Raw genomic sequence first — 19,212 nt, forward strand, 5'->3', positions numbered from 1 at the left:
CATGCATCGCCGCGAGCGAGAACCTGCGCCTCAGGCCGCGATGAACGCCGAAGGCTTCTGCCCCAGCCGCTTGCGGAACATGGTGGAGAAGGCGCCCGGGCTGTCGTAGCCCAGCTGAAGCGCCACCGCAGTCACCGAGCGGCCTGTTGCCAGCTGGGCCATGGCCGAGAGCAGGCAGGCCTGGCTGCGCCATTCGGCGAACGCTATGCCGGTGTGCAGGCGAAAGAACCGGCTGAAGGTGCGTTCGCTCTGGTGCAGCTGCTGCGCCCAGGCCAGGGGCGAGGTGCGCACGTCGGGCGCGTGCAGGAAGGCGATGCACAGCGCCGCCAGCCGCGGCTCGCCCGGCAGCGGCGCAAAGAAGGGCAGGGCCGCCGCGCGGCCGACCTCCTGCAGCACCAGCGACATCAACAGGCCGTCGCGGCCGCGTTCGTCGTACAGCGCCGGCACGTCGATGGCCTCGATCAACAGCTGCCGCAGCAGCGGCGACACCGCCAGCACTTCGCACTGCGGACCGCCGCGCGGCGCGGCGGCCGGCTCGATGTAGAGGCTGCGGGTGCTGACGCCCACCATCCGCACCCGGTGCGGCTTGCCCGCCGGAATCCAGACACCGCTGTGGGGCGGCACGACCCAGGCGCCGTCGTCCGTGCCCACCTCCATCAGCCCGGTCGCACCGTAGAGAAACTGGGCGCGGCGGTGGCTGTGCATTTCGAGCAGGGTGCCGGGCGCGTAGTCGGTGCCGATGGCCAGCACGGCGCGGGGCGTGGGGTCGAGGGTGTCGAGAGGCTGGTTGCGCACGGCAGTGGATTCAGGGGTTGGCCGGAACGCAAATATTGTTGACCGAACATCGCAAGCGCGCCAGGCCCTCGGACTCTAGCCTCGGGGTTTCTTTCCGTGTCGATGGAGTGCCTTGTGTCGTTGTATGTGATGTTGGTGGTGTGCGGATGCCTGACGGGCGTCACCACCGTGCTGTTCGGTTTCGGCGGCGGATTCGTCGTGGTCCCGTTGCTCTACCAGCTGCTGTCCCAGCTGAATGCGGCCGACAGCGCCGTCGGGCAGTCGGCCATGCAGATCGCGGTGGCCACGTCCACCTGCGTGATGGTCTTCAGCGCGCTGCTGGCCACGTGGCGCCATCAGCGAGCGGGGACGCTGGACTGGTCGCACATCCGGCCGCTGCTGGGCGTCATCGGTGCCGGCGCGGTGCTGGGTGCGATGGCCGCCACCGCGGTCCATGGGGAATGGCTGCGCTGGGCATTTGCCGCGTACCTGGCGCTGACCATCGTGGACTGCTGGCTGCGGCCCGGCTTTCTTTCGCCAGCCGTGGTGAGCCGGGCGGCGCCCTCTCTCACGGCCACGACGCTGTCGGGCCTGGCGATCGGCTGGATTGCCGCCTTCCTCGGCGTCGGCGGCAGCGTGATGACGGTGCCGCTCATGCGCCGTCGCGGCATCGAGATGAGCCGCGCGACGGCCATGGCCAACCCGCTGTCACTGCCGGTGGCGCTGGCGGGCACGGCCACCTACGTGGCCCTGTCCGCCACCTCGACGCCGGCGTTCGGGCCGTGGCACGTCGGGTATGTCGACGTGCGCGCGGCGGCGGCGCTCGTGGTGGGTTCGTGGATCGGCATCCGCGTCGCCGCGCTGTGGATCGGGCGCATTCCGGACCGCGTCCACGCCAAGGTCTACCTGGCCTTGTTGATCGTGGTGTTCGGGGCGATGGTGGTGCGCTGAGCGCGCGGCACCGTCCCGCTTCACGCCATCGATGCGCCCAGCAGGAAGTCCGTGACCTCGTCCGAGAACACGCCGCGCCGCGCACCGATGAGTACACCGTCCGCACTCTCCGGGTCGGGCCGCGCGGGAGGCATGCCGTGCGCCACCAGGGCCTGGGCGCAGCCGACCCAGTCGCCGCCTTCGACCGGCTCGTTGAGCGAGGCCCACGACAAGGTGCCGCAGGCGTTGTCGCCGAAGCCGTGCGGCGCCTGCCAGTCGGCACCGCGTTCGAGCAGGAACCGGGTGAGCGCCGCATCGCCGCAGAACACGGCGTGGTTGAGCGCCGAGGCGTCCCAGTCGCCGCCACGGACTTCGAGTGGCCAGCCGAGCGTCACCATCGCCTTCACCGCGTCGCTGCAGCCCTGGGCGGCGAGCTCGGGCAGCAGGCGAAGCTGCGTGGGGTCGAGCGAGCCGATGAGGCCAGGGTGCCGCGCCTGCAGCTCGCGCGCCGTGGCTTCGTCGCCGCGCGCGCATGCTGCGATGAAGGCCTCGCTGGTGGAGAGCGGTGCCTCTTCTCCGCTCGCTGCCTGCAGCAGCTGCGCGACCTCCGTCAGCCCGAAGCGCGATGCGACGGTGTGCGCGGGTGTGCCATCCGGCGTGAATACGTCCGGTCGCGCGCCGGCGGCCAGCAAGGCCTCGATGTGCGCCGGTGAACGGCGGCGGCGAAGGGCCCACATCAGCGGCGAACCCCAGTCCGAGATGGGCGGGCCCTGCGGCGGCTCGTTCGCATCGCCGCCGTGTGCGAGCAGGAGGCGCAGCGTCTGGACGTCGTCCAGGTCGAGCACCCGGTACAGCGCGTTCGAACCCGTCACGCGCGCGCCGGCTTCCAGCAGAAGCTTCGTGCAGGCAGGCTGGTCCAGCGAGTGGTACAGCGATTCGCCGTCGTTCGGGTCGGCCCCGGCGTCGAGCAGCAGCTTCGTCAGTTCGGGGTCGTGGTTCTGGCCGGCCGCGCCGTACAGCGCGGAAAGCCGCTCGGTGTCGGCCGGCGCTTCGAGCGATGCGGGAGGCCAGCGGTTGCCGGCCGATTGATCGGGGGACGCGCCGGCCTCGAGCAGAAACTTCGCGCACGCGTGCAGGCGTTCGCGATGGCCGGGCAGTCGCATCAGGCCGGAGTGCGTGACGGCGACGAGCGGCGGCAGCTGCAGCGGGCCGCCCGCGCGATGGACCCATGCCGGGTCTTGCGCGGTGGCGTGGCGCAGCGCGGCTTCATCGCCGATGGCGCAGGCCACCCAAGGGTCGCCAGTCGCCGTAAGGGCAGGGTTCTCGTCGCGCATGCGCAAGGCCACCGCGGGCCGTGCGCGGTTTGTGCCGCCGGCGATGTCGCCTGCGTACACGAGGCGCAGCCAATGCAGCACCGCTTTGGCCGGGTCATCGGCCTGCGCCCTGCGGGCGAGCACAAAGCCCTGCAGGTCGGCCCACGAGGCGAAGCCGTACTCGCGCGCCACGCACGACTGGGCATCGTGCAGGCGCAAGCCCTGGGCTGCGAGGGCGGCATCGGTCTTGCCCGACGCAGCCGGCAAGACGCTGCGAAACCGGTGAAAGGCCGCGGGATCGTTGCCGCGGTAGAGCGCCAGCAGTTCCTTGGCTTGCTTCTTCAGGTGGCCGATGTCGGGCCGGGCGGGAATGCGCTTCATGGAAACCTCCGTGCATCAGGCGCCGATGACCCGCAAATCCGGCTGCACAAAAGGCTGTGGATCGTCATGATGAAGGCAAGTGGGTTCAACCCTTCCCGCGGGCCCGGGCGCGGCTTGCACCGCGGCCCGGATGGTAGCGGATCGGATCGGGGCGACGCCGCGCGCCGAAGTGCGGGTCACCGCTTGCGCGCCACGATGAAGGGGCGGTTCTCGCCTCCCTTCGTCGCGTGGTTCTCGCTCGCAAGCACCTCGAAGCCGGCGGCTTGCAGATGCGCCCCCAACTCCGTCGCCCGGAACACGCCGGCATGCGGCGCCAGCCCGATCGCGCGCATCGCGGGCAGCAAGGCCAGCCGCAGCAGCGGGGTCATGTCGCCGAGGCAGGGCGTCTTGGAAATGAACAGGCCCTGCGGCGCGAGCAGGGCGTGGATGCGGTGCAGCGTGCCAGGCAGGTCGCGCACCAGGTGGAGGTAGTTGAAGCCCAAGGCGACGTCGAAGGGGCCTTCGTTCGGTGCCAGCGTCTCGGCGGTCGCCACGCGGAACGCCAGGCCGGGGATCGGGGCGGCGGCGTGCTTCTCTTCGGCGATGGCGATCATGCCTTCGGCGATGTCCGTCGCCAGGTACGCGCGAACGTGGCCCGCCAGGCGCAGGGCCGTCGTGCCGGTGCCGCAGCCCAGCTCGAGCACGCGCGCGTCGGGCTTGAAGAGCGCGCGGGTCCGCTCCAGCGTGCGCGCGTAGCCGGCCTCGTCCGCGATGGCGCTCTTCGCGTAGCGGCGCGAGCTGCGGTCCCAGAATCTGGCGTCGTTCGCGAGGCTCATGGTCTTGGACAGGCGGCGTGTGGAAGGATGCGGCGCACTGTAAACCGCCGCCCGGCCGCTGTCGCCGATTTGCGCCGCTTCGCCCGCCATGTCGCTATGCTGGCGCCCGCCAATCACTCCAGGAAAAGAGACTCTCATGACCATGCGTACCTCGTCTTTCTTCTCCCTGCGTTCCGTCGCCCTGGCCTGCGGCCTGGCGCTGGGCGCCGTGGCCACCGCGCAGGCGGCGCCCGATGCGAAGCTGCTCGCTGCTGCCGAGAAGGCACAGCCCGCCGTCATCGACAACCTGAAGGAGATGGTGTCCATCGAGTCGGGCAGCCTGAACGTCGAGGGCCTGATGAAGATGGCCGACGTGATCGAAGGGCGCCTGAAGGCCGCCGGCTTCAAGACGGAGCGCCGCAAGGCCTCGGCCGGCGCGGGCGCCGACATCGTCATCGGCACGATCAAGGGCACGGGCAAGCGCAAGATCATGCTGCAGGGCCACATGGACACGGTGTACGCGCCGGGCATCCTGAACAGCCAGCCCTACAAGGTGGACGGCAACCGCATCTACGGCCCGGGCATCGCCGACGACAAGGGCGGCCTCGCGGTGATGATGGCGTCGCTCAAGATCCTGGCCGACGCGGGCTGGCGCGACTACGACACGCTCACCGTGCTCGTGAACCCCGACGAAGAGGTGGGCTCGGTGGGCTCGGGTGAACTCATCGCCACCACGGCCGACCTGCACGACACCGTGCTGTCCTTCGAGCCGACGGCCGCCAAGGCCGTGGCCAAGGGCGAGTCGCTGCTGCTCGGCGCGGCCGGCATCGCGCAGGCCACGCTCGAGGTGAAGGGCCGCGCGGCGCACGCCGGCGCCGCGCCCGAGCTGGGCCGCAACGCGCTGTACGAGCTGTCGTACCAGATGCTGCAGACCAAGGACCTCGCCAAGGACATCCCCGGCGTGACGCTGAACTGGACCGTGGCGCGCGCCACCGGCCCGATCAACCAGATCACCGAAAAGGCGCAGGCGCTGGGCGACATCCGCATCACGCAGCCCGGTGCCGAGAAGAAACTCACCGAGGCGCTGCAGGCCAAGATCGCCAGCGGCAAGCTGATTCCCGACACCGAGACCACGGTGAAGGTCGAGGTGGGCCGCCCGGCGTTCGTTGCGGGCGCCAAGGGCCGCGCGCTGGCCGAGAAGGCACAGGCGATCTACAAGGAGCTCGACCGCGAACTGGCGCTGACGCCGATGACCGGCGGCGGCACCGACGCGGGCTTCGCGGGCCGCTCGGGCAAGGCCACGGTGGTCGAGAGCTTCGGCCTCGCGGGTTTCGGCTACCACGCGCGCGACGAGTACATCGAGGTCGACTCGATCGTGCCGCGCCTGTACCTCGTGACGCGGCTGCTGACCGAGATCGGCAAGAACTGAGTCTGTAGCGCGCAGTGCGCCCGCGGCAGGGGCCGCGGGGTCACTGCTGTGCGTTGGGATCGCCCGGGCGGCGGCGATGGGCTGCGGCAGCCGCTGCGGCGGCCTGAGCCTGCGCCTGCTGCTGTTGCGCCTGCTGGCGTTGCATCTGTTCCTGCTGGTGCTGCTGCTGGCGCGCCTGGTTCTGCGCGGCCTGCTGTTGTTGCTGCATCTGCTGGCGCTGCATCTGCTCCTGTTGCTGGCGTTGCTGGGCCTGGGCGGCTTGCTGCTGTTGCATCTGCATCTGGCGCGCCTGTTCCATCTGGGCCTGGCGTTGCTGTTGTGCGGCCTGGGCCTGCGCCTGTTGTTGCTGTTGCAACTGCTGCTGGCGACGCGCCTGCTCCTGTTGAACCTGTTGCTGCATCTGCTGCGCTCGCTGGGCCTGTTCCTGTTGAGCCTGCTGCTGCATTTGTTGCGCGCGCCGGGCCTGTTCCTGCTGCGCCTGCCGTTGCTGTTGCTGGGCGGCCTGGGCCTGCTGCTGTTCCTGCTGGCGACGTAGCTGCTCCTGTTGTGCCTGTTGCTGCTGCATCTGTTGGCGGCGGCCCTGCTCCTGCGGGTCCTGGCGTTGTTGGCGCAACGCGTGTTCCTGCTGCTGCGCCTGCTGCTGGCGACGCGCCTGCTCTTGCTGGGCCTGTTGTTGGCGCTGCTGGTCTTGCGCGGCCTGCTGTTGCTGTTGCTGCTGCATCTGCTGGCGACGGGCTTGGTCCTGCGGGTCCTGGCGTTGACGCAGTGCCTGCTCCTGTTGCGCTTGCTGCTGACGTCGTGCCTGTTCCTGCTGCGCCCGTTGTTGACGTTGCTGGTCTTGCGTGGCCTGCTGTTGCTGCATCTGTTGGCGACGGGCTTGCTCTTGCGGGTCTTGCCGCTGACGCAGTGCCTGTTCCTGCTGCGCTTGCTGCTGGCGCCGTGCCTGCTCCTGCTGGGCCTGTTGTTGACGCTGCGGGTCCTGCGTGGCCTGCTGTTGCTGCATCTGCTGGCGACGGGCTTGTTCCTGCTGATCCTGGCGTTGGCGCAGGGCCTGGTCCTGCTGCATCTGCTGCTGACGCCGTGCCTGCTCCTGCTGCGCCTGTTGTTGACGTTGCTGGTTCTGTGCCGCTTGTTGCTGCTGCATCTGCTGTCGACGGGCCTGCTCCTGCTGGTCCTGGCGCTGGCGCAAGGCCTGTTCCTGCTGCACCTGTTGCTGGCGCCGAGCCTGTTCCTGTTGGGCCTGCTGTTGCTCGCGCACCTGGTTCTGGGCTGCCTGCTGCTGCATCAGCGCTTGTTGTTGCTGCTGCTGCTGGGCACGCGCCTGTTGTTGCCGCTGCTCTTGCTGCTGCGCCGCTTGCCATGTCGCCGCACCGGTCGGCGGGCCGCTGCGATCGCCTGCGTAGTTGTTGTTGTAGACGTTGCGCACGTTGTTGACCACCGTGGTCGAGCGCGAGACATACGTGCTGTTGTTGTAGACCACCGCAGGCCGGTAGGCCGGTGGCGGCGGTGCCGCGCGGTCGCGCCAGCGCGGCGCGCCCCAGTTCATGTTCCAGGCGTTCCAGCCCCAGCCGTGGCGCTCCAGCGCCGAGCCGACGATCACGCCGCTGCCGAAGGCCAGCGCGCCCACTGCGGCCACCTGGCCACGGCTGTAGCCGGGCTCGACCACCACCGGCGGCGGTGCATAGGCATAGCCGGGGTAGACGGCCACGGGCATGTCGTACACCACTTGAGGGTCGTAGCGCGGCACGTACACCACGTCGGGCTGCACGGGCTCGATGGTGATGAGCTCCTCGGGCGGTTCGATCACCAGGGGGCCCGCGTACATCGGCTGCATGTCGGGCGCGGGCGTGTAGTTGGGCGGCGTCGCGGCGCGCGCCACGCGCAGCTTGTCGTTGTTCTTGAGGCGGCCGGCCTTCGATGCGCGCTGGCGCATCACCTGGATCGCGTTCATCACGTCGGCCGGGTCGTTGTAGTAGGCCTTGCCCAGCGAGGTGGTCCACGCGATGTTGCCGGCCATCTGGTCCATCACGGGCCAGAACGCGGTGAGCGACTTCACGCTCGGGTCCCACGGCTGCTGGTTGGCGGCGTCGGCGAGCGGGCCGGCCTTGAGCGTGGGGTTCTGCTGCAACCAGCCGTGGGCCGCGGTGATCTGATCGGGGTAGGTGGCTCCGGCCAGGATCTGCGCGACGAGCTTGTCGGGGTACAGCGCGATGGGCGCGACCAACTGGTAGAGCTGCTCGGCCGAAGGCGGCGTGTAGGCGGCCGGCACCGGCGCGGCGACGGGCGCGGGGGCTGGTGCCTGGGTGGCCGGTGCTTCAGCGGCGGGAGGCGGTGGTGCGGGCTTGTCGCAGCCTGCAACGAACAACGCTGCGACGCACAGCGAAGCCATGAGGCGCCGCTGAAGGAGGGGGCGGTGGGGAGAGGGTGTCATCTGGCATGTCCTGAAGACGCCGGCAGGGTGCCCGGAACTCCTTCAACGGCGGGCCAGAGCAGGCGATGACACAGCCTGCGCCCCGGATGCAACGGTCTGTGTCGGCGGTGCGCCGCCTGTGCTGTCGGCGCAGGACCACGAGACCACCGGGCGACGTGGCGATCGCCCGGGGAAAGACCTCTTTGTCGTTACTTGGCGCCGCCCGAGTACTTGGTGACGCTGCTGGCCTTCACGTGGTAGCCGCTCACGCCCATCATCGAGTCGTTGCGCAGCGTCTGCAGCTTGCCGGTGACCCACACGGTGTCCATGGCGCGGAACTTGGCGCCCTTTTGCGGAATGACGTGCAGGATCTGGTTGGCCGGCGGCGGCGGCGTGTGGATGCAGGCGCCGAAGTAGGGCACGAGCAGGAACTCGGTGACCTCGCCCTTGGCCTCTTCGAGCGGCACGATGAAGCCGGGGATCTTCACTTCCACGCCGTTGAGCGCGGGGTTGGTGGGCGCGTTGTTCGACACCTCCTGCATCTTCATCAGCAGCTCGTTGGCGCGCGGGTCACCGTCGTCGAGCGTGCTCAGGTCGATGCCCTTGAAGGCCTTGGCCGGGTCCCAGTCCTTGGGCACCAGCTCTTCCCAGCTGATCTGGCGCGGCTGGCCCGCCGCGGCCTGGGGCGCGGTGGCGGCCGGCTTGCCGCCCAGCGGGTTGGTCGCGGTGGTGTCCTTCGGTGCGGGCTCGGCGGCCCAGGCGGCGGCTGCGAGGCCGGCGCCGGCCAGCAGCATCGACAGGGCGGTGAGCACGCGGGGTGTGGAGGTCTTCGTCATGGTCAGATTCTCGGAGAAAGGCCGTCGGCCAGCGACAGTCGATAGGCCCGGATGCCGGGCAGCAGGCTCGCGAGCCAGCCGGCGACCAGCAAGCTCGCCGTCAGCAGCCATTCGTTCAGTGTAGGTTCGGACAGGCTCAGCGTCAGCCCGAACTGCGCCTGCAGCCATGGCGAGAGCAGGGCGATGCCGAGCACCGCCATGGTCACGCCCAGCAGCACGCCCAGCACGGTGACCAGCGCGCCTTCGAGCGCCAGTAGCGCCAGCACATGGCGCAGGCCCGCGCCCACGGCGCGCAGCACGGCGAGCTCGCGGCGGCGTTCGTTCAGGCCCGCCATCACCACCGACACCAGCCCCGCCAGGCTCACGAGCGCGACCAGGGCCGACATCAGCAGCAGCGCGTTCTCGCCGATGCCGATCACGCTCCACAGCTCGTCGAGCGCCACGCCGGGCAGGATGGCCATCAGCGGTTCGCCGGTGTGGGTGGAGATCCAGCGCTGCACGCCGAACACGGCGGCGCGGTTCTTCAGGCCCACGAGCGCGGCCGTCACGTTCTTGGGCGTGAGGTCGAACTTGCGCACCTGCTCGGCCGGAATCTTCACGCCCGGCATCGGCGCGCCGCCCACCCATTCGAGGTGGATGGCTTCCATCGCCGCCAGGCCGATGTGCACCGTGCGGTCGACCGGCGTGCCGGTGCGCGCGAGCACGCCCACCACGGTGAAGGGCTTGTCGGCATGCTCGGCCACGTTGAGTTCGCCGCTGCCGTGGGCGAGCGTGATCTTCTGGCCCACGTGGTAGCCGAGCTTGTCGGCCACCTCGGCACCAACCACGGCATCGAACAGCGCGTCGAAGGGCTTGCCTTCGCGCAGCTTGAGCGTCTGGCGGTCGCCGTAGCGGAAGTGCGTGAAGTACTCGGGCGTGGTGGCGAGCACCGAGAAGCCGCGGTGCGAGTCGCCCAGCGACAGCGGCACCACCCAGTCGACACCGGGGTGCGCCTGCAGCGCCTGCACGCTCTTCCACGAGATGTTGTTGGTGGCCGCGCCGATGCGGAACACCGAATACAGCAGCAGCTGCGTGGAGCCGGTGCGCGCGCCCACGATGAGGTCGGTGCCCGAGACCGACGACGCGAAGTTCTCGCGCAGTTCGGTGCGGATGCGCTCCACGCCCAGCAGCAGGAAGGTCGACAGCGCGATCGAGAACACCGTCAGCGCGAGCGTGAAGCGGCGGTTCCAGGCGCTGCGCCACGCGATGGAGAAGAGAGCTCTCATGCGTCCACCGCCATCGCGCTCGACGCCGCACGGTTGATCTCCGGCAGCAGCACGTGCCGCGCGAAGCGTGGCGCGATGCGCTGGTCATGGCTCACGAACACGAGCGCGCTGTGGTTCACGGCGCAGGCCGTGAGCAGCACGTCGAGAAAGGCTTCGCGCCGGTCTTCGTCGAGCGCGGAGGTGGGCTCGTCGGCGATCACGACCTCGGGCTGGCCGATGAGCGCGCGCGCCGCGGCCACGCGCTGCTGCTGGCCCACCGAGAGCTGCAGCGCCTGGCGCTTCCACAGCGCGCGGTCCAGGCCCATCTGGTCGAGCAGGTGTTCGGCTTCGTCGCGCGAGCTGCCGTTGCGCGCGGCCTGCGCCTCGCGCCGCGCCGAGAAGCGGCAGGGCAGCAGCACGTTGTCGAGCACGCTCAGGTAGGGCAGCAGGTTGAACTGCTGGAAGATGTAGCCCACGTGCGCCACGCGGGCGCGGTCGCGCTGCGTGCCCGAGAGCTTGGCCCAGTCGTGGCCCAGCAGCGTGACGCGGCCTTCGTCGGCCACCAGCACGCCGGCCAGCAGCGACAGCAGCGTGCTCTTGCCGCAGCCGCTCGGGCCGTGCAGGAACACGGACTCACCCGCCGTGATGCGCAGGGCCTCGATGTCGATGCAGGGTGTCTTCACGCCGGGCCAGGTGAAGCGCAGGGCGTCGGCGGCGAGCACGACGCGCAAGTGCGTGGTCTCGGCCTGCGGGAGGGTGCTCACGCTGTCACTTACCCAGCGTCAGGCGGGAAGGCTGCGCCGCCTGCGCGCCGCCCGGGCGCTTCAGCTGGCGCTTGAACTGGCCTTGCGCAGTGGCGATCTGCACGTCGATCTGGCGTGCGCCCTTGAAGGCCGCGAACAGGTTCACGTCGATGAACTTCGCGGCGGCGGCCTGGGTGCAGTTGAAGGAGAAAGAGGCGTCGAGGTCCGCGTGCCCGCCCGATTCGGCGGGGTCGGGGTTGCCCAGGCCGAGCGCGCCGGAGCGCAGGTCGACGGGGCCGAGCTTGCAGTTGGCGGCGGGGTCGATGGTGAAGAGCTTGTCGGCCGCGCGCAACTGGGCGATGGCGGCTTCGACGGTCTTCTTCTCGGCGTCGGTCTTGGGCGCGCGCTCGAAGCCGACGATGTTGTCCAGCGGCGATTCCATGGCGATCACGATGGTGGGCCCGTCGATGGCCACGTCGAGCTTGAGCTGGCCGTGCACATGCGCGTGCTGTTGTTGCGCTTGTGCGGGAAGGATGGCGGCCGCGAACAGCGCGGCGGCGGTCAGTGCGAAGCCGGACGACGTGCGTCGAAGTCGGGTGTGCAGGGTGTGCATCATGGTTCTGCGCCTTGCCGGGTCGGCAGCCCCGGCGTGTTGCTCCATTCGCTCCAGCTGCCGGCATAGAGCGCGGTCGTCCCGAACCCCGCGATCTGCATCGCGAGCAGGTTGGGCACGGCGCTCACGCCGCTGCCGCACTGGTGGACGACGGTCGCCGCATCGCGCCCCGCGAGCAGCGCTTCGAACTCGGCGCGCAGTTGCGCGGCGGGCTTGAACTTGCCGTCGGGACCGATGTTGTCGGCGAAGGGCCGGTTCAGGGCCCCGGGGATGTGACCCGCGATCGGGTCCAGAGGTTCCACCTCGCCGCGGTAACGTGCACCGGCACGCGCGTCGATCAGCTGCTGGTCAGGTTGGCCGAGCCGGCGCACCACGGTGTCGGTGGTCACGAGCCTGGCGATCGGCTCGCCCTGTACGAAATTCGACTGGAAGCGCGCGGGCTCCTCGCGGTCGGTCACTTCGCCGCCCGCGGCCTGCCAGGTCTGCAGGCCGCCGTCGAGCACGGCCACGGCGTCGTGGCCCATCCACTTGAGCATCCACCACAGGCGCCCGCAGTAGTTGGCGCCGTTGCGGTCGTACACCACGGCCTGCATCGTGTTGGAGAAACCCACCGACGACAGCCAGGCCGCGAACTTCTCGCGGCTGGGCAGCGGATGGCGCCCGCCCGAGGCAGGCACGCCGTCGTCCTGCGCCACCACCACGTCGCCGCGCGCGCCGGGCAGGCCATGCTTGGCGCTGAGGTCGGTGTCCAGGTTGGCGTACTGCGCGCCCGGGATGTGCGCGGCGGCATACAGCTGCGCGCCGGCCTCGGGCTTCATGAGGTCGAAGCTGCAGTCGAACACCATGAGGGGCGAGTCGCCCTCGCGCAGTTGCCTGAGTTGTTCGACGGAGATGAGGGTGGTGTACATGGCGGGAGCTCCTTCGAAAAATGGTTCGGCGACAAGTGCCGTGGCTGCTGCGTTCAGTGTTCCTCGGCCGGCGCCTTCGGCACGGCCCGCTGGCGCAGCACGGTGGCCGCGATGCCGCTGGCGATGATCAGCGCCATGCCGGCCCAGCCGGCGGCGTCGATGCGGTCGTCGAACAGCACCACGCTGTAGAAGGCCGCGAACACGATGCCCGAATATTGCAGGTTCGCCACCACCAGTGTGCCGGCCTGGGTCTTGGCGGTGGCGTAGGCGCGGGTCATGCACAGCTGTCCGAGGGCGGCCAAGAGGCCGATCGGCAGCAGCCACAGCGCATGCTGCCACGTCCACGAACTGCCGCCCGAAAACCCGGTCGCGGCCGTGGCGAAGGCGCCGGCCACGGCCGAGCCGACCGCGAAATAGAAGACCGTGCGCAGCTCGGGCTCGCCGATGCGCGACAGCGCCACCACCTGCATGTAGGCAAAGGCGGCCGTGACGCCCGACAGCAGGCCCAGCATGCCCGCGAAGCCGTCGCCGCCGCCCACCGTGGGCTTGAGCATGAGCACCACGCCGGCAAAGCCCGCGAGCACCGTCATCACCAGCGGGCCCTGCAGCGGCGGGCGCTCGATGCGGCCGTCGCGCCCGGGCACCGGCACCCAGGCCAGCAGCGCGCCGCCGACCAGGAAGGCCGCCACCCACACGCTGCTCATGTAGTTGAGCGTGACGGCCGTGGCCAGCGGCATGTGGGCGATGGCGTAGAACCACGCGCCCAGCGACACCACGCCGATGGTGCTGCGCCAGGCGTGCATGCCGGGGTATTTCGTGGCGAGCGAGGTGCCGCGGTTGCGCGCCAGCAGCCAGAGAAACACGATGCCGATGAGGCCGCGCCCCAGGACCATCTCACCGCTGTTGAACCATTCGGAGGCCACCTTCACGACCACGCTCATGGTGGCGAACAGAAAGGCCCCGAGCACCATCCACAGCGCTTGCATCGATTGACATCCAGATCAGAAAAAAGAAAGCCCCGGCGGGTGCGGGGCGGGGCGGCGTTCAGGCGCGTGGTTGTTGCATCGCGTTGCGGTACCACTCGTGGAACTGCTGCATGCCGTCTTCCATGGGGCTCTGGTAGGGGCCGGTTTCGTTGTCGCCGCGCAGCATGAGCGCGCGGCGGCCGGCGTCCATGCGCTCGGCGATCTCGTCGTCTTCCACGCAGGTTTCCATGTAGGCGGCCTGCTGGGCCTCGACGAATTCGCGCTCGAAGGCGACGATTTCCTCGGGGTAGAAGAACTCGACCATGTTGAGCGTCTTGGTCGGGCTCACCGGGTGCAGCGTCGACACGGTGAGCACGTGCGGGTACCACTCGATCATCACGTGCGGGTAGTAGGTGAGCCAGATCGCGCCGTACTTCGGCGGCTTGCCGTCGCGATACTTGAGCAGTTGCTCCTGCCACTTCTGGTAGACCGGGCTGCCCGCGCGGCCCAGGCGGTTGGCCACGCCCACCGTCTGCACCGAGAACTCGGGCTTGAACTCCCAGCGCAGGTCGTCGCAGGTGACGAAGCTGCCCAGGCCGGGGTGGAACGGGCCGACGTGGTAGTCCTCGAGGTAGACCTCGATGAAGGTCTTCCAGTTGTAGTTGCACTCGTGCAGCTCGACGCGGTCGAGCGCGTAGCCCGAGAAGTCGAGGTCGGCCTGCGGGCCCAGGCCCGCCATGTCGGCCGCCACGTCACGGCCGCTGCCGTCGGCGTTCTTCTCGAACAGAAGACCGTTCCATTCGGTGAGCGGGTAGTTGTGCAGGTTCAGGCACGGGTCCTGGTCGAAATGCGGGGCGCCGATCAGCGTGCCGGTGGTGCGCGCATCTTTCGCGGCGTAGGTCCAGCGGTGCAGCGGGCAGACGATGTTGCCGCCGGTCTGGGTGTCGAGCTGGCCGCGGCCCTGCAGGATCAGGGCCTGGCGGTGGCGGCAGACGTTCGAGATGAGCTCCACGCCCTTGGGCGTGTGGACCAGCGCGCGGCCCTGGTGCTCTTGCGGCAGGGTGTGGAAGTCACCCGGCTCGGGCACGGCCAGTCGGTGCCCGACGTAGCGGGGCCCTCGCGCGAAAAGGTTCTGCATTTCGCGGGCGTACAAGGCCTCGTCGAAATACGCGGTAACTGGAAGTTGGCTCGCGGCCTGCTGCAGTTGAAGACTTAAATCAGACATGGAGGACCTGACCAAGCTCCCCACAGGGAGAAAAAAAGAAAAAACGGAAGGCGCCGTCTGCAAGGGTGACGGCCCGAAGAGGTGTGCCAGCGTGACCGGCGGGGGAAGCGGGGATTGTACCCGCGGGGCATTTTTGCGCCCGCCGGGTTTTGGCCCCGCATCCCCGGGCGTCATACAGGGTGTTGCAAAGGGTCGCGCGCGCGTGCGCAGGCTGCCCGGCGGTTCGTTGCGCCCCCGCCCTAAAATGTTCCGTTTCATCCACGATTCGTTGCATGCCCAAGGTGCCTTCTCCTTCCACGACCAGCCCGGCGGTCACGCCCGACACCGGGCCGCTGCCCGCCAGCTACGAAGCCGGGCTCCAGGAACTGGAACAACTGGTTGCAGAACTCGAATCGGGCCAGCTCCCGCTGGACCAGCTGCTGGGCAGCTACCAGCGCGGCGCCGCATTGCTCGGCTTCTGCCGCGACAAGCTGCAGGCGGTCGAGGACCAGATCAAGGTGCTCGACGCGGGCAGCCTCAAGCCCTGGACGGCCGAATGAGCGCCGTCCCGATGACTTCCACCGCCACCACCCCCTGGGACGCGAAGACGCTGGCCAACTGGGCCGAGCCCCATCTGGCCACGGTCGAAGCGGCGCTGTCGCGCTGGGTCGGCGTCGATGCGCCGGTGCTGCTGGGTGACGCCATGCGCTATGCCGTGCTCGACGGCGGCAAGCGGCTGCGGCCGCTGCTGGTGCTCGCGGCCAATGAAGCGGTCGGCGGCAACGCCCACGCCGCGCTGCGAGCGGCCTGCGCCACCGAACTCATCCACGCCTATTCGCTGGTGCACGACGACCTGCCGTGCATGGACAACGACGTGCTGCGTCGCGGCAAGCCCACCGTGCACGTGAAGTTCGGCGAAGCCGACGCATTGCTCGCGGGCGACGCGCTGCAGGCGCTGGCCTTCGAACTGCTCGCGCCCGAAGGCGACGAGGTGCCCGCGGCCATGCAGGCCCTGCTGTGCCGCCTGCTGGCGCGCGCCGCTGGCAGCCAGGGCATGGCCGGCGGCCAGGCCATCGACCTGGCCAGCGTCGGCATCGCACTGAACGAAACCCAGCTGCGCGAAATGCACCGCCTGAAGACCGGCGCGCTACTGCAGGGCAGCGTCGAGATGGGCGCCGCCTGCGGCACCGTGTCGCCGGCCGCGCTGGCCGCACTGCGCGACTACGGCGCCGCCATCGGCCTGGCGTTCCAGGTGGTCGACGACATCCTCGACGTCACCGCCGACTCGCAAACCCTGGGCAAGACCGCCGGCAAGGATGCCGCGGCCGACAAGCCCACCTACGTGTCGCTGCTCGGCCTGGACGGCGCGCGCGCGCAGGCGAGCCAGCTGCTCGCCGATGCCATCGCCGCGCTGAACAAGAGCGGCCTGCCCGACACTGCCGCATTGCGCGCCCTGGCCCACATGGTGGTCGACCGCGACCGCTGAGAAGAAAAAAGAACCCACCTCCATGGCTCCGCTGCTTCCCACTCTCCACGACCCTTCGCCGATCCGCCAGTACGACCGGGCCCAGCTCAAGCAGCTGTCCGACGAGGTGCGCGCCTGCGTGCTCGACAACGTCTCGCGCACCGGCGGCCACCTGAGCTCCAACCTCGGCACGGTCGAGCTGACGGTGGCGCTGCACCATGTGTTCAACACGCCGCACGACCGGCTGGTGTGGGACGTGGGCCACCAGACCTACCCGCACAAGATCCTCACGGGCCGGCGCGAGCGCATGCCCACGTTGCGCCAGCTCGGCGGCATCTCGGGCTTTCCGCAGCGCACCGAGAGCGAGTACGACACCTTCGGCACCGCCCACTCGTCGACCAGCATCTCGGCCGCGCTCGGCATGGCCATGGCCGCCAAGCAGAAGGGCGAGAAGCGCCATGCCGTGGCCATCATCGGCGACGGCGCGCTCACGGCCGGCATGGCCTTCGAGGCGCTCAACAACGCGGGCGTGTGCGACTGCAAGCTGCTGGTCATCCTGAACGACAACGACATGTCGATCAGCCCGCCGGTGGGCGCGCTCAACCGCTACCTCGCGCAGCTCATGAGCGGCAACTTCTACGCCGCCGCCAAGAGCGTCGGCAAGAGCGTGCTGCGCAATGCGCCGCCGCTGTTCGAGCTGGCCAAGCGCCTGGAGCAGCATGCCAAGGGCATGGTCGTGCCGGCCACGCTGTTCGAGCAGTTCGGCTTCAACTACGTCGGCCCCATCGACGGCCACGACATCGACTCGCTGGTGCCCACGCTCGAGAACCTCAAGCACCTGGACGGCCCGCAGTTCCTGCACGTGGTCACGAAAAAAGGGCAGGGCTACAAGCTGGCCGAGGCCGACCCGGTGGCCTACCACGGCCCGGGCAAGTTCGATCCGCAGGTCGGGCTGGTCAAGTCGACCACGGCGGCCAAGCAGACCTTCACGCAGGTCTTCGGCCAGTGGCTGTGCGACACGGCCGCGCACGACGGCCGCCTCGTGGGCATCACGCCCGCGATGCGCGAAGGCTCGGGGCTCGTGGAGTTCGAGAAGCGCTTCCCTGACCGCTACTACGACGTCGGCATTGCCGAGCAGCACGCCGTCACCTTCGCGGCCGGCCTGGCCTGCGAGGGCCTGAAGCCCGTGGTGGCGATCTACTCGACCTTCCTGCAGCGCGCCTACGACCAGCTGATCCACGACGTGGCGATCCAGAACCTGCCCGTGGTGTTCGCGCTCGACCGCGCGGGCCTCGTGGGCGCCGACGGCGCCACGCACGCGGGCGCGTACGACATCCCGTTCCTGCGCTGCATTCCCAACATGAGCATCGCCTGCCCGGCCGACGAGCGCGAGTGCCGCCAGCTGCTGACGAGCGCTTACGAACAGAACCACCCGGTGGCCGTGCGCTACCCGCGCGGCGCGGGCGCTGGCACCACGCCGCACCTCACGCTCGACGCGCTGCCCTTCGGCAAGGGCGAGGTCCGCCGCGAAGGCCAACGCATCGCCATCCTTGCCTTCGGCACCTTGCTGTACCCGGCGCTCACCGCGGCCGAGTCGCTCGATGCCACCGTGGTCAACATGCGCTGGGCCAAGCCGCTCGACGTCGAGTTGCTGCTGCAGGTGGCGGGCACGCACGACGCGCTCGTCACGCTCGAAGAGGGCGCCATCATGGGCGGCGCGGGCAGTGCGGTGGTCGAGGCCCTGCAGGCCGCCGGCGTGCAGAAGCCGGTGCTGCAACTGGGCCTGCCCGACCGCTTCATCGAGCACGGCGATCCGGCCAAGCTGCTCGCATCGATCGGCCTCGATGCCGACGGCATTGCCGCCGCGATCAAGAAACGCTTCGTTTGACAAGAGGTCGCAGGGTAAACCCCCGCCGGCCACCTGTAAGCGCGTTTTTACAATCAAAAGGACTCACAAAAGTCCCTGACGCGGTCACAAGCCGCGTTTTGTTTTTTCCAAAGCACTCGGAGTGAATTCAATGGATCGTCGTTCCCTCATCAAAAACGCCGGCATCGCGGGCGTTCTGGCTGCCGGCATCGCGCCCGCGGTTCACGCGCAAGCCACCGTTCGCTGGCGTCTCGCATCGAGCTTTCCCAAGTCGCTGGACACCATCTTCGGCACCGCCGAGGTGTTCTCGAAGAGCGTGAGCGACATGACGGGCGGCAAGTTCCAGATCTCCGTGCATGCGGGCGGCGAACTGATGCCCGCCTTCGGCGTGGTCGACGGCATCCAGAGCGGCGCGGTCGAAATGGCGCACACGGCGCCTTACTACTTCTACGGCAAGGACCCGACCTTCTGCCTGGGTTGCGCCGTGCCCTTCGGCATGAACACCCGCCAGCAGAACGCCTGGATGTACGAAGGCAACGGCCTGAAGCTGATGCGCGCCTTCTACGCCAAGTACAACATCATCAACCTGCCGGGCGGCAACACGGGCGCGCAGATGGGCGGCTGGTTCCGCAAGGAAATCAAGTCGGTCGCCGACCTGAAGGGCCTGAAGTTCCGCACCAACCCGTTCGCAGGCAAGGTGCTCGAGCCCTTCGGCGTGATCCCGCAATCGATCCCCGGCGCCGACCTGTACCCCGCGCTCGAAAAGGGCACGCTCGACGGCCTGGAATGGGTCGGCCCGTACGACGACCAGAAGCTGGGCTTCAACAAGATCGCCCCGTTCTACTACTACCCCGGCTGGTGGGAAGGCGGCCCCGAGCTCGACTTCTACATCAACACCAAGGCATGGGAAAGCCTGTCGGCCGATTTCAAGGCCGTGGTCGAAGCGGCTGCCGCGCACGCCAACATCACGATGACGGCCAAGTACGACGCCAAGAACCCGATCGCGCTCAAGCAGCTCGTGGGCTCGGGCACCAAGCTGCGTCCGTTCTCGCAGGACGTGATGAACGCCGCCTTCAAGTCGGCCCAGCAGATCTACTCGGACCTGAACAACAGCAACCCCGAGTGGAAGAAGATCTACAGCGACTGGTCCAAGTTCCTGGCCGACCAGAACGCCTGGTTCCGCTACACCGAAGGCACCTTCGACCGCTTCATGCAACAACAGAAGCTGTAAGGCACGCGGCGCCGCAACCCGGCGCTTCGCACCTCACAAGAAAAAGCCCCGCCGGTTTCGGCGGGGCTTTTTCATTTGGACGCGGGGTCGGGCTCGGGGGAGGGC

The 19,212-nt window shown here is 69.1% G+C and carries 17 protein-coding genes; 6 read left to right on the plus strand and 11 right to left on the minus strand.

Annotation, left to right across the window (positions count from 1 at the left end):
* Positions 1–30: 30 nt before the first annotated feature.
* Positions 31–795: an AraC family transcriptional regulator gene (locus tag AC3WQR_RS20995; RefSeq protein ID WP_492743396.1), complete on the minus strand. Its 765-nt coding sequence runs from the start codon at positions 793–795 to the stop codon at positions 31–33.
* Positions 796–897: 102 nt separating this feature from the next.
* On the opposite strand from AC3WQR_RS20995, the gene AC3WQR_RS21000 reads away from it, so the two are divergent.
* Positions 898–1,725: a sulfite exporter TauE/SafE family protein gene (locus AC3WQR_RS21000; protein ID WP_492743398.1), complete on the plus strand. Its 828-nt coding sequence runs from the start codon at positions 898–900 to the stop codon at positions 1,723–1,725.
* Positions 1,726–1,745: 20 nt separating this feature from the next.
* Here AC3WQR_RS21000 and AC3WQR_RS21005 read toward each other — a convergent pair whose 3' ends face one another.
* Both AC3WQR_RS21005 and AC3WQR_RS21010 read right to left on the minus strand, forming a co-directional pair.
* The gene (locus AC3WQR_RS21005) at positions 1,746–3,398 is read right to left on the minus strand and encodes an ankyrin repeat domain-containing protein (RefSeq protein ID WP_492743400.1); all 1,653 of its coding nucleotides are present in this window, start codon (positions 3,396–3,398) and stop codon (positions 1,746–1,748) included.
* 176 nt (positions 3,399–3,574) lie between these two features.
* Positions 3,575–4,213: a class I SAM-dependent methyltransferase gene (locus tag AC3WQR_RS21010; RefSeq protein ID WP_492743401.1), complete on the minus strand. Its 639-nt coding sequence runs from the start codon at positions 4,211–4,213 to the stop codon at positions 3,575–3,577.
* 136 nt (positions 4,214–4,349) lie between these two features.
* Here AC3WQR_RS21010 and AC3WQR_RS21015 point away from each other — a divergent pair, with 136 nt between their 5' ends.
* Positions 4,350–5,621 carry a M20/M25/M40 family metallo-hydrolase gene (locus tag AC3WQR_RS21015; protein ID WP_062468836.1) on the plus strand — a complete coding sequence of 424 codons (1,272 nt, stop codon included), beginning with the start codon at positions 4,350–4,352 and terminating at the stop codon, positions 5,619–5,621.
* 40 nt (positions 5,622–5,661) lie between these two features.
* Here AC3WQR_RS21015 and AC3WQR_RS21020 read toward each other — a convergent pair whose 3' ends face one another.
* The 8 genes from AC3WQR_RS21020 to AC3WQR_RS21055 form a co-directional block, all read right to left on the minus strand.
* Positions 5,662–8,052, minus strand: a complete 2,391-nt coding sequence (locus AC3WQR_RS21020) for a DUF3300 domain-containing protein (protein WP_492743402.1) — start codon at positions 8,050–8,052, stop codon at positions 5,662–5,664.
* A gap of 188 nt (positions 8,053–8,240) precedes the next feature.
* The gene (locus AC3WQR_RS21025) at positions 8,241–8,867 is read right to left on the minus strand and encodes a DUF3299 domain-containing protein (RefSeq protein WP_070061814.1); all 627 of its coding nucleotides are present in this window, start codon (positions 8,865–8,867) and stop codon (positions 8,241–8,243) included.
* A gap of 2 nt (positions 8,868–8,869) precedes the next feature.
* Entirely contained in the window at positions 8,870–10,132 is a 1,263-nt protein-coding gene (locus AC3WQR_RS21030; RefSeq protein WP_492743403.1) for an ABC transporter permease, read from the minus strand.
* Positions 10,129–10,875 (minus strand): ABC transporter ATP-binding protein, encoded by a 747-nt coding sequence (locus AC3WQR_RS21035; RefSeq protein ID WP_492743405.1) that lies wholly within the window; start codon positions 10,873–10,875, stop codon positions 10,129–10,131. The genes AC3WQR_RS21030 and AC3WQR_RS21035 overlap by 4 nt, the downstream gene beginning before the upstream one ends.
* Before the next feature lie 4 nt (positions 10,876–10,879).
* The gene (locus tag AC3WQR_RS21040) at positions 10,880–11,470 is read right to left on the minus strand and encodes a DUF2796 domain-containing protein (RefSeq protein ID WP_492743407.1); all 591 of its coding nucleotides are present in this window, start codon (positions 11,468–11,470) and stop codon (positions 10,880–10,882) included.
* Positions 11,467–12,375: a sulfurtransferase gene (locus tag AC3WQR_RS21045; protein WP_492743408.1), complete on the minus strand. Its 909-nt coding sequence runs from the start codon at positions 12,373–12,375 to the stop codon at positions 11,467–11,469. Before AC3WQR_RS21045 ends, AC3WQR_RS21040 begins: the two co-directional genes overlap by 4 nt.
* A gap of 53 nt (positions 12,376–12,428) precedes the next feature.
* Entirely contained in the window at positions 12,429–13,361 is a 933-nt protein-coding gene (locus AC3WQR_RS21050; protein WP_062468822.1) for a DMT family transporter, read from the minus strand.
* Positions 13,362–13,419: 58 nt separating this feature from the next.
* Positions 13,420–14,565 (minus strand): aromatic ring-hydroxylating oxygenase subunit alpha, encoded by a 1,146-nt coding sequence (locus AC3WQR_RS21055; protein WP_139701876.1) that lies wholly within the window; start codon positions 14,563–14,565, stop codon positions 13,420–13,422.
* A gap of 272 nt (positions 14,566–14,837) precedes the next feature.
* Here AC3WQR_RS21055 and xseB point away from each other — a divergent pair, with 272 nt between their 5' ends.
* From xseB to AC3WQR_RS21075, 4 genes are all read left to right on the plus strand, one after another.
* Positions 14,838–15,104 carry an exodeoxyribonuclease VII small subunit gene (gene xseB, locus AC3WQR_RS21060; protein WP_492743409.1) on the plus strand — a complete coding sequence of 89 codons (267 nt, stop codon included), beginning with the start codon at positions 14,838–14,840 and terminating at the stop codon, positions 15,102–15,104.
* Between the two features lie 11 nt (positions 15,105–15,115).
* Positions 15,116–16,030 carry a polyprenyl synthetase family protein gene (locus AC3WQR_RS21065; protein ID WP_062468814.1) on the plus strand — a complete coding sequence of 305 codons (915 nt, stop codon included), beginning with the start codon at positions 15,116–15,118 and terminating at the stop codon, positions 16,028–16,030.
* Positions 16,031–16,052: 22 nt separating this feature from the next.
* Positions 16,053–17,897 carry a 1-deoxy-D-xylulose-5-phosphate synthase gene (gene dxs / locus AC3WQR_RS21070; RefSeq protein ID WP_159277877.1) on the plus strand — a complete coding sequence of 615 codons (1,845 nt, stop codon included), beginning with the start codon at positions 16,053–16,055 and terminating at the stop codon, positions 17,895–17,897.
* Positions 17,898–18,027: 130 nt separating this feature from the next.
* Positions 18,028–19,107, plus strand: coding sequence for a TRAP transporter substrate-binding protein (locus AC3WQR_RS21075; protein WP_062468808.1), 1,080 nt, complete (start codon positions 18,028–18,030; stop codon positions 19,105–19,107).
* Positions 19,108–19,212 lie beyond the last annotated feature (105 nt).

The organism is Variovorax sp. FW305-3-2-15-B-LB1 (assembly GCF_058787635.1).

Bases quoted from the DNA above. Each gene is read 5' to 3' on its own strand.
- AC3WQR_RS21000 (WP_492743398.1), top strand. From the start codon at position 898: ATGGAGTGCCTTGTGTCGTTGTATGTGATGTTGGTGGTGTGCGGATGC.
- AC3WQR_RS21005 (WP_492743400.1), bottom strand. From the start codon at position 3,398: ATGAAGCGCATTCCCGCCCGGCCCGACATCGGCCACCTGAAGAAGCAA.
- AC3WQR_RS21010 (WP_492743401.1), bottom strand. From the start codon at position 4,213: ATGAGCCTCGCGAACGACGCCAGATTCTGGGACCGCAGCTCGCGCCGC.
- AC3WQR_RS21015 (WP_062468836.1), top strand. From the start codon at position 4,350: ATGACCATGCGTACCTCGTCTTTCTTCTCCCTGCGTTCCGTCGCCCTG.
- AC3WQR_RS21020 (WP_492743402.1), bottom strand. From the start codon at position 8,052: ATGACACCCTCTCCCCACCGCCCCCTCCTTCAGCGGCGCCTCATGGCT.
- AC3WQR_RS21025 (WP_070061814.1), bottom strand. From the start codon at position 8,867: ATGACGAAGACCTCCACACCCCGCGTGCTCACCGCCCTGTCGATGCTG.
- AC3WQR_RS21030 (WP_492743403.1), bottom strand. From the start codon at position 10,132: ATGAGAGCTCTCTTCTCCATCGCGTGGCGCAGCGCCTGGAACCGCCGC.
- AC3WQR_RS21040 (WP_492743407.1), bottom strand. From the start codon at position 11,470: ATGATGCACACCCTGCACACCCGACTTCGACGCACGTCGTCCGGCTTC.
- AC3WQR_RS21045 (WP_492743408.1), bottom strand. From the start codon at position 12,375: ATGTACACCACCCTCATCTCCGTCGAACAACTCAGGCAACTGCGCGAG.
- AC3WQR_RS21050 (WP_062468822.1), bottom strand. From the start codon at position 13,361: ATGCAAGCGCTGTGGATGGTGCTCGGGGCCTTTCTGTTCGCCACCATG.
- AC3WQR_RS21055 (WP_139701876.1), bottom strand. From the start codon at position 14,565: ATGTCTGATTTAAGTCTTCAACTGCAGCAGGCCGCGAGCCAACTTCCA.
- xseB (WP_492743409.1), top strand. From the start codon at position 14,838: ATGCCCAAGGTGCCTTCTCCTTCCACGACCAGCCCGGCGGTCACGCCC.
- AC3WQR_RS21065 (WP_062468814.1), top strand. From the start codon at position 15,116: ATGACTTCCACCGCCACCACCCCCTGGGACGCGAAGACGCTGGCCAAC.
- dxs (WP_159277877.1), top strand. From the start codon at position 16,053: ATGGCTCCGCTGCTTCCCACTCTCCACGACCCTTCGCCGATCCGCCAG.
- AC3WQR_RS21075 (WP_062468808.1), top strand. From the start codon at position 18,028: ATGGATCGTCGTTCCCTCATCAAAAACGCCGGCATCGCGGGCGTTCTG.